Annotated in this window: 13 protein-coding genes; 4 read left to right on the forward strand and 9 right to left on the reverse strand. The window is 51.2% G+C overall.

Annotation, left to right across the window (positions count from 1 at the left end):
• Window positions 1-132 precede the first annotated feature (132 nt).
• Window positions 133-1,371, forward strand: coding sequence for a nucleoside recognition domain-containing protein (locus tag ACTJIK_RS24140; RefSeq protein WP_440650113.1), 1,239 nt, complete (start codon window positions 133-135; stop codon window positions 1,369-1,371).
• A 12-nt stretch (window positions 1,372-1,383) separates the two neighbouring features.
• On the forward strand, window positions 1,384-2,640 hold the full coding sequence (locus ACTJIK_RS24145) for a YeiH family protein (RefSeq protein ID WP_440650114.1): 1,257 nt from the start codon (window positions 1,384-1,386) through the stop codon (window positions 2,638-2,640).
• Between the two features lie 75 nt (window positions 2,641-2,715).
• Here ACTJIK_RS24145 and ACTJIK_RS24150 read toward each other — a convergent pair whose 3' ends face one another.
• From ACTJIK_RS24150 to ACTJIK_RS24190, 9 genes are read right to left on the reverse strand one after another with little or no spacing between them, the layout of a single operon-like run.
• Complete coding sequence (locus tag ACTJIK_RS24150; RefSeq protein WP_440650115.1) at window positions 2,716-3,015, reverse strand: thiamine-binding protein; 300 nt, start codon at window positions 3,013-3,015, stop codon at window positions 2,716-2,718.
• 3 nt (window positions 3,016-3,018) lie between these two features.
• Window positions 3,019-4,542: a GNAT family N-acetyltransferase gene (locus ACTJIK_RS24155; RefSeq protein WP_440650116.1), complete on the reverse strand. Its 1,524-nt coding sequence runs from the start codon at window positions 4,540-4,542 to the stop codon at window positions 3,019-3,021.
• Window positions 4,543-4,593: 51 nt separating this feature from the next.
• Window positions 4,594-5,814, reverse strand: a complete 1,221-nt coding sequence (locus tag ACTJIK_RS24160) for a glycosyltransferase (RefSeq protein WP_440650117.1) — start codon at window positions 5,812-5,814, stop codon at window positions 4,594-4,596.
• Between the two features lie 3 nt (window positions 5,815-5,817).
• Window positions 5,818-6,579, reverse strand: a complete 762-nt coding sequence (locus tag ACTJIK_RS24165) for a class I SAM-dependent methyltransferase (RefSeq protein ID WP_440650118.1) — start codon at window positions 6,577-6,579, stop codon at window positions 5,818-5,820.
• The gene (locus tag ACTJIK_RS24170; protein ID WP_440650119.1) at window positions 6,560-7,723 is read right to left on the reverse strand and encodes a glycosyltransferase family 4 protein; all 1,164 of its coding nucleotides are present in this window, start codon (window positions 7,721-7,723) and stop codon (window positions 6,560-6,562) included. Before ACTJIK_RS24170 ends, ACTJIK_RS24165 begins: the two co-directional genes overlap by 20 nt.
• The gene (locus ACTJIK_RS24175; protein ID WP_440650120.1) at window positions 7,723-8,754 is read right to left on the reverse strand and encodes an NAD-dependent epimerase/dehydratase family protein; all 1,032 of its coding nucleotides are present in this window, start codon (window positions 8,752-8,754) and stop codon (window positions 7,723-7,725) included. The genes ACTJIK_RS24170 and ACTJIK_RS24175 overlap by 1 nt, the downstream gene beginning before the upstream one ends.
• 19 nt (window positions 8,755-8,773) lie before the next feature.
• Window positions 8,774-9,694 carry a glycosyltransferase family 2 protein gene (locus ACTJIK_RS24180; protein ID WP_440650121.1) on the reverse strand — a complete coding sequence of 307 codons (921 nt, stop codon included), beginning with the start codon at window positions 9,692-9,694 and terminating at the stop codon, window positions 8,774-8,776.
• 55 nt (window positions 9,695-9,749) lie between these two features.
• Window positions 9,750-10,877, reverse strand: a complete 1,128-nt coding sequence (locus ACTJIK_RS24185; RefSeq protein WP_440650122.1) for a sugar transferase — start codon at window positions 10,875-10,877, stop codon at window positions 9,750-9,752.
• Between the two features lie 45 nt (window positions 10,878-10,922).
• A complete protein-coding gene (locus tag ACTJIK_RS24190; protein WP_440650123.1) occupies window positions 10,923-11,306 on the reverse strand; it encodes a response regulator in 384 nt (127 codons plus the stop codon).
• A 535-nt stretch (window positions 11,307-11,841) separates the two neighbouring features.
• Between ACTJIK_RS24190 and ACTJIK_RS24195 the strand changes: the two genes are divergently transcribed.
• Together ACTJIK_RS24195 and ACTJIK_RS24200 are read left to right on the forward strand one after the other, a co-directional pair.
• Window positions 11,842-13,029 carry a glycosyltransferase family 2 protein gene (locus ACTJIK_RS24195; RefSeq protein WP_440650124.1) on the forward strand — a complete coding sequence of 396 codons (1,188 nt, stop codon included), beginning with the start codon at window positions 11,842-11,844 and terminating at the stop codon, window positions 13,027-13,029.
• Window positions 13,026-14,213: an acyltransferase family protein gene (locus ACTJIK_RS24200; protein ID WP_440650125.1), complete on the forward strand. Its 1,188-nt coding sequence runs from the start codon at window positions 13,026-13,028 to the stop codon at window positions 14,211-14,213. Before ACTJIK_RS24195 ends, ACTJIK_RS24200 begins: the two co-directional genes overlap by 4 nt.
• Window positions 14,214-14,341 lie beyond the last annotated feature (128 nt).

Below are 14,341 nucleotides of genomic sequence, written 5' to 3' on the forward strand. Positions count from 1 at the left end.
AAAGATAGTGAAAGTATAGCGAAAACAGGAATGACAGATCATGAATGTTTAGAATGAATTACAGGTAATAATTTTTCAATATTGATATTACGAATTGCGTATTTTGGCTCATTATTTCAATCACAACACATTATGGCTTTAAACTACGTCTGGATCGGCTTCTTTGTGATCTCGTTCATTGTAGCCCTGGGGCAGCTGATCTTTTTCGGGAACACGGAGATCTTCGGGAAGATGATCACCAGCCTGTTCGAAAGCGGTAAAAGCAGCGCCGAGCTGGCCATAGGCCTCACCGGCACCATGACCTTCTGGCTGGGTATCATGAAAGTGGGCGAAAGGGCCGGTATGATCGAGGCATTTGCCCGTTTCGTGAACCCGCTGTTCTCCAAACTGTTTCCCGGCATCCCGAAAAAAGACCCGGCCATGGGCAGCATCGTGCTGAACTTCTCCGCCAACGCCCTCGGGCTTGACAATGCGGCCACACCCATGGGCCTCAAAGCCATGAAAGAGCTGCAGGACCTGAACCCCCAGAAAGACACCGCCACCAATGCCCAGATCATGTTCCTGGTGCTGAACACCGCCGGCATCACCATCATACCCACCTCGGTGATGGCCCTGCGCCTCTCCGCCGGCTCCGCCAACCCGGCGGATATCTTCATCCCCACCATGATCGGCACTTTTATATCATTTATATCCGGCATGATCGCCGTGGCCCTTTACCAGCGCATCAACCTGTTCAGGCTGCCGGTATTCGTGTTCGTGGGTGGTTTTCTCCTTATTTTATTCGGTTTTTACAGCTGGATGAAAGACATGCCGCCCCAGCAGATTGCCACCAACACCGCGATGGTAGGCGGTTTACTGATCTTCACTGTTATCGTATCGTTCCTGCTGCTGGGTATGAAAAAGAAGATCAATGTGTATGAAGCGTTCATTGACGGGGCAAAAGAAGGTTTCACCACCGTAGTGATGATCATTCCATACCTGGTGGCCATTATCGTGGGTATCGCCGTGTTCCGCGCCACCGGCTGCATGGATTTTATCAACAATGGCATCGGCGCTTTCTTCGGCTGGCTTGGCTTTAACACGGATTTTGTGCCTGCCCTGCCCGTGGGCATCATGAAAATATTCAGCGGCGGCGGCGCAAGGGCCATTATGGCTGAGCTGATGCTGCCGGAGAACTACGGCCCCGACTCCTTTGTGGGCCGCCTGGCCTGCATCCTGCAGGGCTCCACCGAAACAACATTTTATATCCTTGCCGTATATTTCGGTTCCGTGAATATCAAAAAAACACGTTATGCCCTTACCTGCGGGCTGATCGCGGACTTTGTAGGCATCGTTGCCGCGATCATCATCGGGTATATTTTCTTTCATTAACCATTAAAACAGATGACTGCTCAAAGAAAACCACTGCATGAAGACTGGATCGCCGTGATCCTCGCGTTTGCCGCTATTTTACTGATCTGCCTGGGCCTGCGCCCCTCCATGCCGAAGTTCGAATGGAACAGCGGCGAGTCGCTCGTGGCCAAGCTTACAGACGGCGCCAGCCTTGGGAAGATAGGCGTGCTCTACCTTTGGGTACTGGGCAGCCTGGTCGCGGCTTTCCTGCTGGGAGGCAAAAAGATCACCGTTCACCTGGCCACCGGCCTGCTGGCCATCATGGCCATTTCCATGTTCGCGCAGGTGATCACGGGCAATGCCCGGGTGAAAGACCTGGGTATTGAGATCGTGCTGTTCAGCCTGCTGCTGGGGCTTTTCATCAGCAACGTGCTGGGCGTGCCCGCCTGGATGAAGCCGGTGTTGCAGACGGAATTATTCATCAAGACCGGCCTGGTACTGCTGGGTTCGGGCATTATATTCCAGGAACTGGTGAAAGGCGGCGGGCTGGGCGTTTTGCAGTCTGTGGTGGTCGTGTTCACCGTTTGGTATTTCACTTTCTGGCTTTGCAAACAGTTCAGGCTGGACGATGAGTTCAGAATGATGATCTCCAGCGCAGTGTCTATCTGCGGCGTATCCGCTGCCATAGCCACTTCCGGCGCCATCGAAGGCGACAATAAAAAGCTCTCGCACGTTATTTCGCTGGTGTTGATCGTGGCCATCCCCATGATGATCTTTATGCCTTACATCGCCAGATGGATGGATATGCCGCCTGAAGTGGCAGGCGCATGGCTGGGCGGCACGATAGACACTTCCGGGGCCGTGGTGGCCGCGGGCACCATGCTCGGCGAAGAATCGCTTAAATACGCCACGCTGGTGAAGTTCTCGCAGAATGTACTATTGGGTATCGCGGCTTTCCTGATCTCCGTTTGGTGGACGTATTCCAAAAAAGAAACGAACCAGCCCAAACCCGGCATCCGCACCATCTGGGACCGTTTCCCCAAGTTCGTGCTGGGCTTTATCGTGGTGTCGCTGCTATTCTCATTCGTACTGTCGCCGGCGTTAGTAAAGGAAGTGAAAGGAAATATCAAGGACCTGCAAACCTGTTTCTTTGCCGTGGCTTTCGCCTGCATCGGGCTGGAAACGAAGTTCACAGACATTTTCAAAATGGAGAACGGCCGCCCCGCGATGGCGTTTATTGTCGCGCAGGCGTTTAATATACTGGTGACGCTGGGTATGGCGTACCTGGTGTTTGGCGGGCTGTTCTGAGGAAACTCGTAAAAGATATACATACAAAAAGGCTGTCTCTTGCGGGACAGCCTTTGCTTTTAAATAATGTGTTCCTCACCCGTCATACTTCCCCGTCTTATCCTCGATCGTCACCGGGCCGGCGGAGTTGTTCTGGATTTTGATATACACGAGCAATTGCCCCGCTCCTGCCTTGAAACATACTTCCTGCGTACGTTTCACGATATCCATCAGCTGGTCGTACGGGCCTTCCATCACTGTTTCGAAGGGGCACACACGGTATTTCACGCCTGATTGCTGGATAACGGCGATCGCTTCGTCTACCACCGCGTACACCTGTTCAGACGGCACCTGCGGCAGTATCTGCAATGCCAGGTTAATGTTGTGTTGATGCATGGTCTATTTTTTCTTTGACTTTACTTCATATAAATCCGTGCGAAGGTCCTTCAGGTTCTGCACACTTCCAAATGCATGCAGCTCTTTCAGCAGCACAAGGTCCACATCCGCGACCACGATCATTTCAGTGTTGGGCGTAGCGTCTGCCTTGATGCCGGTTACAGGAAACGCAAAGTCGGAAGGCGTGAGCACAGCGCTCTGCGCATACTGAAGGTCCATGTTCGTTACGCGGGGAAGATTGCCCACGCAGCCTGCAATGGCCACGTAACACTCGTTCTCCACGGCCCTTGCCTGCGCGCAGAAACGCACGCGGTTGTAGCCGTTCTGCGTATCCGTGAGGAAAGGCACGAAAATGATCTGAACGCCCTGCTGCGCCATGATGCGGCCCAGCTCGGGAAACTCGATGTCGTAGCAGATCTGTATGCCTATTTTTCCGCAGTCCGTATCGAACACTTTCACTTCATTGCCTCCTTTCATGCCCCAGGCGTACACCTCGCTGGGCGTGGGATGTATCTTCTTATACGATTCCCAGGTGCCGTCCCTGCGGCAGAGGTACGAAATGTTGTACAGCTGTTCATCCACCACGATGGGCATGCTGCCGGTGATAATGTTCACATTATAGCTCACTGCGAAACGGGAGAATTCTTCCCGCAGCTGTTCGGTATATTTCGCCAGCCCCCTGATGGCCGCGCCCGGCAGCAGCTCGTTGAACTCCATCATGATGGGCGCATTGAAAAATTCGGGGAACACCACGAAATCCGCTTCGTAATCGCTCACAGCGTCCACGAAAAACTCCACCTGCTGCAGCAGCCCTTCCATGCCGCTGTAGGTGCGCATCTGCCATTGCACGAGCCCTATCCGTACGGTGGATTTGTTGTAACGGATGGTATCGCGGTCTTTTTCGTAATAGATATTGAACCACTGGAGCAGCGTGGCAAAACCTTTGGATGCGGCGTCGTTGGGGAGATAATTGCGGAGGATCTTTTTAACGATGAAGTCGTTGCTGAACTGGAAAGTAAGCGTGGGATCGTAGATCTCCTTGTCCCGCACTTTTTCGATGTAAATACGCGGGCTCATCTGTTCCGCATATTTTTCGTAATTGGGAATGCGGCCGCCGGCCACGATGCCTTCCAGGTTAAGGTTCTCGCAGAGCGCCTTGCGGGCGTCGTAAAGCCTGCGGGCAAGCCGCTTGCCGCGGTATTCCGGGTTCACGAACACTTCTATGCCGTAAAGGGTATCGCCTTTTGGATTGTGGGTGTTGAAGTTATAATACCCGGTGATCTGCTCATACGTGTGGTCGTCGCCAAACTTCTCGTAATCCACGATGATCGCAAGGGCGCAGCCCACTACTTTCCCGTTTACGGTCACGGCTATCTGCCCCTCGGGAAACAGGCTGATCAGCCGCTGGATGGTGCCTTCGCGCCAGTAACTCCCCTGCATGTCCTGGTAGGCGGACACCATGGATTCTTTCAGGTCCAGGTAATCTTCCGCCGTGAGCAGGCGCACTTCTACTGTTTCTTCTGCCATAGTAATGTTTTACATTCAGCAAAAGTTAACTAAAAATGCAAAATTGTCCTATTAAATCTTGGGCAGGGGTTGTTTTTTGAGCACGTCTTCGATGTAGAGCACTTTGTTATTGTCCGTTTGGAGGAAAGATTTGTTCGCCGCTTTGATCTTCAGCAGGGCCTTTACCTGTCTTAATACAAAGAACGGCATGTAGAACAGGGAAGTGAATATCTTTTTTTCCTGCTGCATCACCAGCACGATCAAAAAGAAAGACGCCACGAACACCGCTACCACTCCCAGCCAGAAGCCTGCCATGGCGGGGGAAACGAAGATATTGACCGCACCGAGGAAAAAGGCGGCAGCCAGCAGGATGAATAAAGGCGGGCGCAGCAGGTTGATGCCAAAATAAACCAGGTTGAAGCTGCCTCTCCCTAGCCCGGTCGCGAACACATCCCAGCCGTATTTGAAGTATTTGAAATAAGCGTTGATCCAGCGGGTGCGTTGCTTTTCCAGCGCCGCGCCATTGTCGATCTTTTCGTCGTACACCATGGCTTCCGGCGCATAGGCCAGCAGCGGTATCTTCTTCACAATATCCGCCTGTATCTTTTTATCGAACCCGCCGAGGAAGTGCTGGTAGATGATCTCCCGGTACAGGCTGGTTTCCATGGCAATGCCAAGGCCCCAGATATTCGAAGAAAGGCCCAGCTCGCTGCGCATGAGACGGTCCGAGAAGTTGTTGTACAGGTTGCCGGCCGCATCCAGGCGGGCATAGAGCGTGTCTGTATTTTTAGGCTGAAGGTTGGTTTGCACCGCCCTGTGCCCCTGGTTGAAGTAATGATTGAGCACGGAAAGGTAATCCGGATGCGCCAGGTTATCCGAATCAAATATCACCAGCACATCATGCGGCTGCACGAAATGATTGATGGCATAGTCGATGGACCTGATCTTGGCGTTCAGCCGGGTAGCGGGCCGCAGCAGCTTTACCTTGGGGTGGTCGTAGGTCAGTGGGTCGTCTTCGCAGGCATCCGCCACCACATAGATCACGAAATTATCATAGTGCTGTTTCAGCAGCGAATCGACCAGAGGCGGTACCAATGCGAGGCTTTTATGCGCAGTGATGATAGCCGCAAAACTGCGGGAAGCTGTTTGCGGGGCATCTGCCTTGATTTCCGGCCTGCTCATCCCGAGTGCTTTCTTAATGGCATACACCAGCAGCAGCAGCGTAGGTTGCAGGAGGTAAAAGGCAACGATTACCTGCACAATGATCAATATGACGAGGAGCGCTGTATACATTGTCTATTTTTTTTCCCAAACGGTAAAGAAGCCGCCGGTGAACTGGTATGGCAGCAGGTCGGCTATTTTGCAATCCAGCCATTGCAGCGCTGGTACTCTTTTGGTCACAAAAGAGAAAGGGAATACGTCTTCAATAAAATTCGCCTTGCCGAATCCCGTTATCCTGAAGTTGTTCTCTTCAGACAGCCGGCGGAGGTCGCTTTTTTTGAAGAATTGAATATGGTCCAGGTTGCTGGCGGCAGACTGAACGGTGGTGCCATTGTATCCCAGGCCGCTTTTCATTTTCTGCACCAGTTTCCATATGAAACCGTTTCTTTCACGCATTTTAAGTACCGGTCTGGTAACGAGCAATTCGCGGGGGCCGGCGCCGTTGGGCACGGTTACGATCAGGATGCCATCCGGTTTGATGGACTGATACAATACCTTCAGCAGGGCTGAGGGATAGGATAAATGTTCCAGCACCTCGCTGCAGATCACGGCGTCGAACGTTTTACCATCAGCCACCAGTTGCTCCGCGCTGAGCACTTCAAATTTTACATTCTCCATATCGTTCAGCTGCCGGGCCTTTTCTATGGCGTCGGCGCTGACGTCTATTCCCAGCACATTGTAGCCCATCCTGCCGAGGTGGCGGCTGATCACGCCGTTGCCGCAGCCCACATCCAAAATGCGGGCCTTGTCGGAAAACCTGTGTTGCACGGCTCCGGCAATAAAGTCGAGCCGCTTGCGGTCTGCCAGGCGGTTATATTCATATGTGATTCGGTTCATGAATGCTAAAGCGTTGTTGAGTTTGTATAATTCCTTCGTAGACTCCTTCCACCTGCCGGGCCATTTTTTTCATACAGTATTCGCGGCTTACGGTAGCCGTTGCGGCAACCTGCAAACGGCCCCGGAAGGCTGTGTCGCGGTGCAGTTGCGTGATGGCGGCAGCCAGTGATTCAGCGTCCCTTACCGGCACGATCAAACCGTTCTGCCTGTGCTGAACGATCTCGCGCGACCCGTCTACCGCGGTCACGATCACTGCCTTTGCCATGGCCATTGCTTCCAGCAGGCCGATAGGCATTCCTTCCCAGAGGGAAGGCAGGCAGAAGATATCGATCGCTTTCAGCATCTCCGGCACATCTGTCCTGAAAGGCAGGAAACGGATGTGCTGCGAAATACCAAGCGATCCGGCGAGGTCAACGGCTTCCTGTTTCATATCCCCGTCTCCCACCACCAGCAGGGTAATATCGCTGTTGTGCTGCAACACTTTGCTGAAAGCCTGTATGAGCGTAACGGGATCTTTCTGCAGGGTTATCCGTGCGATGTACCCCACTACTGTATGGGACGCCGGTATTTCCAATTCAGCCCGCAGATCTTTCATTTCCCTGCCGGGGTTGAAATGATCCAGGTTGATGCCGTTGTTGATCACTATGGAACGGAAACCGGAGAAATGCTTCATACCGGTTTCCCGGTTACTGGCGGATACGGAGATGTTCTTCTTCGCAAGGCCGGTGAGCATCCGCTCGGACAATATCCGGAGATGTTTCCTGAAAAAAGGCTGGTCTTCGTGGAAAGACCACCCGTGAATGGTATATATCATCGGGCTGCCATTCAGCCGGGCAGGCAGGAAAAGATTGCTGGCCGCCCTCGTTCCATGCGCATGCACCATATCGATACGCTCATTTTTCAGCAGGGCGTTCACCTTGCTGATACAGGCGGGATCGAACGGTTTGGCGGAGCTGATCACGTGATTGGGTATTTTCATTTCGTTCAGCCGGTCTATCATCGGACCATCTGTGAAAGAAAGCACCACTGGTTCGAAGCGTTCCTTATCCAGCGCGGAAACGAGGCTCAGCACGTGAGACTCGCCACCGCCTATCTGGCCCTGCCGGATAGCCTGCAATACCCTTATTTTCCGGAATGCTGCCATTAGCCTGCTGTTTCCGCTACGGGTTGATCAATCTTTCTTTCCCAGCCCTGTGGCAGCTTCTCATAAATTTCAATCTCGCCAAATTCTTTGCTCTTGCGTGCGCCGACTTTTTTCGCCCAGGTGCCCATCCTCTCAATGCCCTCCTGGAGGCTGATACCGGTACCTTCGCCAAAAACGCGGTGCGCTTTGGTATGGTCTGAATAAGCATGCATTACCTCGTTGCGGGCCGCCAGGTACGTGATATCCGGTGTTACGCCGAAGATGCCGCCTACTACTTTTGCCAGCTCGTTAACCGTATAAGGCTTGTCCGCACCGATATTGAACACTTCATTGTAAGCCGCGGGCGTATTCACGCTGTGCGCAATGGGAATGGCCACATCGTCTATATAGCTGAACGCGCGGGTTTGCTCGCCATCTCCAAAAATAGTGAGGGGCAGGCCCTGCATGATCTGGTTCATAAAAATGCCGATCACGTTGCGGTATTTGTCGCCGATATTCTGGTTTTCGCCGTACACGTTGTGCGGGCGGAACACGATATAGTTGAGGCCGAACATTTCGTGCGCAGCTTTCAGATCAAGCTCCACAGCGTATTTGGAAACACCGTAAGGATCTTCAGGCATGGGCACCATCTCTTCACGCATAGGCAGCTGGCCTGCGCCGTATACCGCGATGGAAGAAGTGAACACGAAACATTTCACCTTATGCTTCACGGATTCGTTGATAAGGTTGATGCTGCCGATCAGGTTGTTGTTATAGTTGAAGCGGCGGATGAAATGGGAAAGCCCTTCTGCCGCATAAGCCGCGAGATGATAAACGTACGTGAAACGGTATTGCTCGAACAGCTGGGTAACCATCACTTCGTCTGAAACGGAGCCCTGTACAAAAATGGCGCCTTCAGGAATATGGTCTTCAAAGCCGCCGCTGAGATCGTCGAGCACTACTACTTCGTGCCCTAAAGCAAGGCAGTGTTTTACTACATGGGAGCCGATAAACCCGGCGCCACCGGTAACAAGGGAAACTATTTTAGTCATACTGATAATTTTATTTTTTTTAAACAGGTGAATAGCTCGAATTGGTCAGGTTCCAGAATGTGCCTCTCAGGAAAGACTTCAGGTGTTTGAACTGACCCTTCAGCGTATAGGAAGCCACAGCTTTGGGCAGCGTCAGGAAACTGAAAAAGAGCAGAAATACCGTGAGCTGCCGCTTGTTGGTATTCCTGCGCATATACAGGATCCGGTTACGGGTATGGAAGTACACTTTCAGCGGGCTTTCCTTTCCCATTGTAATGGATTCCTTATGATATATCAATCCCTGCGCGGCATAATATATTTTGTACCCGGCTTTCAGTATCCTGGCAGACCAATCGGACTCTTCATAATAAATAAAAAATTTATCCGCGAAGCGGCCGACCTTGTCGATCACTTCCCGTTTTACCATCATGGCTGCGCCGTGCGCGCACGATGTAGGGCCGGACACATTGTGCTGGCCTTTATCCTCTTCCTTGCTGCCCACTGCCCATGTACGGCCGGTAAGCAGGTTCATCGGGTGAAAGCCTGCGTACTGTATCACATTGGGATGATGATAGAACCTGATCTTCGGGCAAACCACACCGATGGAAGCGTCTTCTTCAAAAGGCGCCAGCAACTGTTCCAGCAGATCGGGCGTCATTTCCGTATCATTGTTGACGATAAAAACAAAATCGCCCGCGGCATGCTGCATGCCCAGGTTATTGCCGCCCGTAAACCCAAGGTTTACAGGGCTAAGAATCAGTTTAAGGTTAGGGTAGTTCCCGGCTTTGATCTGTGCGCTGGGATCTGTTGCAGAACCGTTATCCACAACAATGGTCTCAAAATTCCGGTAAGTGAGGTTTTTAGTAGTTTCCAGGAATTCGCAGGTTACTGCCGTCTGGTTATAATTCAATGCAATGATTGAAACCAGCGGGGCGGCCTGCTTTTCTAGCTTGTTATTCATTTGTACTCGGTTGTATATTAAATCTCTTCTTGGCGGCTAACAATCATCAATACGACTATACATTATCTTTTTGCAACAGGGCTGTAGGCGTATTCGCCAGTATCCACATGTCATACATCACGGAATGTTTTTCCGCATATTCTATATCCAGCCTGATACGCTCGTCCACGCTCATTTCCTTGCTGCCCCTCTTCTTGATCTGCCAGAGGCCGGTGAGGCCCGCCGGCGCCAGGAAGCGGCCCGCATAAGAATCCGTGGTGAGCGATGCGGCTTCGTATAAAGGAAGCGGCCGGTTACCTACCAGCGACATATCGCCCAGGATCACGTTCAGCAACTGGGGGATCTCGTCGAGACTGGTATTACGAAGTATAGCGCCAAGCCGGGTCACCCTCGGATCGTTGCTTACTTTAAAGAAAACAGGGCCCGTGCCGTTGGCGTCATACTGGTTCAGGTGGCTCATCTGGCTCACCTGTTTGTCTGCCTCGGCCACCATTGTGCGGAACTTATAGAATTTAAAGATCCGGTAGCCCTGGCCGGCCCGTTTTGATATATAAAAAACCGGGCCGCGACTCTCCAGTTTGATGAGCGCGGCAATGGTCAGCAGCACGGGGCTGGCAACCAGCAATCCCGTAGCGGCTATAGAAATATCCAAAGTCCTTTTTAAACAATAATTGAGCATTCTGCCCAGGTTAACGGAATGTACTTCCTTCTGCCTGGAGCTTTTTGCCAGTTCCTTTATCCTTTTAGCTGCCTTTACGCTGCTTAAAAAAGCTTCAGCGTCAAACCCGGCGGTAAACACCTGGTCTATCCCACCCATGCTTCTCAATTCCTGTTTTTTCTTTGCATCGAGAGTGTCTACGTATACAAAGAACGGCGTATCCTGCAACTCGCTGAACGAGCGGACAAGCGACAGGTAACTACGCGGATCCGTGCCTGCGCTGAGATTGCAGATCACAAAAGCGGGCTTCAGATCCAGCATCAGCTGCTCCATCAAAATGATACGGGCAGCCTGATGATTTTGCGCCACCAGCATCCTTTCTTCACATTTGCCGGCAACTTCGTGCAGGAAAGCATTGCTGCCGATGCAAAGGATGTAGGATTGTGTAGCGCTTCTTGAGAGGTTAATGATTCGGGGTTCGGTTTTAAGCGAATCTGGTACAGGTACTGTTAAAATTGACATCATGCCGATTCGATTTAATAGGTGCTATAAATATGCCGTCACAATGGATTATGAAACGGCTTCAATAGGTACTGTATTCAAATGCATATCTACCAAACTCACAAAATTCATCGGGTCAAACGGTTTCTGAAGGATCTTTACAACGTTGGATGGAACCAGCTTCATCTCGTCTACCCTGGTGCCGGTCAATACCATTACCGGTATGTCGTTGTAAAGAAGATTCTCGTTCAGGATGCCGGTCAGTTCCCAGCCATCCATTTGGGGCATTTGTATATCTGTGATGATCAGGTCTGGCGTATTACCATTATTCAACCACATCAGAGCACTCAAACCATCTCCCGCAACAACAACTCTGTATTTCTGTTTCAGCATCGCTTCCAGTAACAACCTCAATGCGGGACTATCATCTACTACAAGTACTAATTTCTTCATCGTTCTCTTATGTTTAGAAAATTAAAGACTAACTTTTAAACCATTGCCGTGAACATCTTGCTTGATTTTACAGATGCGCATGCGGTTAACGGTCATCTTTGATTTTCCAGGGGATAGGTCGAAACGGTAATATGGGTTGTTGCCATCCGGCGCGCGATTCTATCGCAAGAAGTCAGGCAGTCAGCAAACCATACTAATAGTTAATGAAGAATTCCAGAGGAGATGGCTAAGTTGTAGTGTTGGTTAAAAACGAGGTAAATTTAATCGAATTTTTCGGAATGGGACAAGAAAAATAATTTTTCAGTACATATCCCGGTATCAAATTCAGGTATAAACCCCTTTTTGTTTGTAACCGAGCGTAAAAGTATAATAAATATTTATTTCTAATACCTGGATTTTGGCAAGTGAGCATATTTACCCGGTGAATGGCGTAATATCATTCGTAAACGGCCTGGAAACGATCCCGGAATGCCTGTAGTTTTAAAATGAATTCAAAATTGTTTTATAACTTGCCGCCTGATTTACCCCGCCTCGCATGAGCATTACCAAAATGATATTGTTTTCAGGACTATTTATCCTCTTTTTCAGCTATATAGGATACGGTATCCTTTTGTGGATGCTGATAAAGATCAAACGGATATTTTCGGGACCGGCAAAGCCCTTACCTCCTTTCACACCGCCCGTTGCGCTGGTGATCGCCGCCTACAACGAGGCCGCCTTTATCCGTCAGAAGATCGAGAATACCCTGGCGCTGAACTATCCCCCCGGACTGCTGGATATTATATTTATTACAGACGGATCTACAGACGGCACCCCGGATATTGTCCGGGAATACCCGGCTGTACGGCTGATGCATGAGCCGGCCCGCCTTGGCAAAACGGCCGCGCTTAACCGTGCCATGGAGCAGGTAACCGCCCCCGTTGTTATCTTCTGCGACGCCAATACCCTTTTGAACAATGACGCCGTTATTAATATTACCCGCCATTACAGCGATCCGCTTACCGGCGGTGTGGCCGGCGAAAAGAAAGTAATCGCCGGCAACGGCAACGGCGCCGAAAGTACGGAAGGCGTTTACTGGAAATATGAATCCGCGCTGAAAAGGATGGACGCGGCGCTCTATTCCGTAGTAGGCGCTGCCGGCGAACTCTTTTCCGTCCGGCGGGAACTTTACAGGCCGGTAGAGCCGGAGGTCATCCTGGATGATTTTATAATATCCCTCCGCGCCAATATGAAAGGGTACCGCATAGCCTACGAACCAGGAGCGTATGCCATGGAAGCGCCGTCCGCGTCTATCCGGGAAGAATATAAAAGAAAGGTCCGCATTGCGGCCGGCGGCTTCCAGTCCATCATTATGCTGGCTCCCCTCCTGAACATCTTCCGGTACGGGCTGCTTTCTTTCCAGTACATCGGCCACCGCGTGCTCCGCTGGACGCTGGCGCCGCTGAGCCTGCCACTGGCGCTGGCCGCGAACATCGTACTTGTTATGCAGCAGGCCGGCAGCGCCTACACCATTTTGCTGGCCCTGCAGGTATGCTTCTATGCGGCGGCGGCACTGGGCTACCTCCAGGCGCTCCGGGAAAAAAAAGTAAAGATGCTCTATATCCCTTTTTATTTTTTATTTATGAACCTGGCAGTGTTCCATGGCTTTTCCCGTTTTATCAGGAAACGGCAGTCCGCCGTATGGGTAAAAGCTGAAAGAGCCCCTGCCACCCAGCGTATATGACACAAACACCTACAGGCACCGGCGGCAACCAGGCCCGCATTTACAGTATGGACGCGCTCAGGGCGCTCGCCATGTTCCTCGGCGTTGCGCTGCATGCCGCTATGCCCTATACAGTAAAGGATTTCCCGGGGTTTTATCACGACCCGGCGTATAGCAACATCGCTTTTGACCTGACTTATTTTCTTATCCATATTTTCAGGATGCAGCTGTTTTACCTGATCGCAGGTTTTTTCTTCAGGCTGCTGTACCAGAAGATCGGGGCTTCCGCTTTCATGAAGCACCGCGCACAACGTATCCTCATTCCTTTTATAGCCGGGCTGATCTTTATTCTGCCGCTTACTTACCTGCCGGGCGTTTACGACCGTGTAACCGAAGGCGGGGCGCACTTTACCGGCGCCGATGCTGCTGCTATATTCCGGGATATTATTATCTGGCGAGGGCCGCTTCACCTGTGGTTCCTGTATTACCTGATGCTGATGTACCTGGCCGGCCTTGCAATGATAAAGTGGTGCTGGCCACTGATCAGCCGGTACAAAGGCCTGGAGCGGATCGTCATGTTCCGGGCGCGCCCCGCAGCAGCGCTTTTGCTGCTGGCGGTTGTATCTTTCCTGACGCTGCTGCTTTTTAAGACACCCTTCATACACTATGCGCCCGGCCTGGTGCCGCGCATCGAATACCTGCTGTATTACGGCTGGTTCTTCTACGCAGGCTGGGTGCTGCATGCGGGTATGAAAGATTTTTTCCCGCCGTTGAAAAAATATTCGCCGGCGCTTACGCTTGCCGGCGCCGCTATGGCTCTTTACCTTGGGTTGACGGCTGAAGGAAAGGAAAACCAGATGCCGGTAATATGGATAAAAGCTTTGGCCACGATAACCACTGTGCTGCTGGTTACCGGGGTGATGGGCATATTCCTCCGCTGGGTGAATGCTGAAAAACCATTCCTGCGTTATTTGTCCGATTCCTCGTACTGGATCTACCTGGTGCATGTGGGTATCCTGAATTTAGTAGAACCATGGTTAGGAAAAACGCCGGTCTGGGGGCCTGGAAAATTTTTTATCAGTATTGCTATTACCTTACTGGCAGGGCTTTTGAGCTACCAATACCTGGTAAGGTATACGTTCATTGGCTATTACCTCCATGGACCAAGGAAACGCAGCCCAACAGCAGCGGTAAAACAAGCATAGCGTACGGTATATATTTAAATTATTTGTTAATTGCCTAAAAATAATTGTGCGATCGAAAAAAAAATATATACTTTTACATCCTGAAATATACCCCAACCTTATCCTCATTTAAAACCTGCCCAATTATT

Origin of the sequence: Chitinophaga sp. 22620 (assembly GCF_052044405.1) — a bacterium.
GTDB lineage: Bacteria > Bacteroidota > Bacteroidia > Chitinophagales > Chitinophagaceae > Chitinophaga.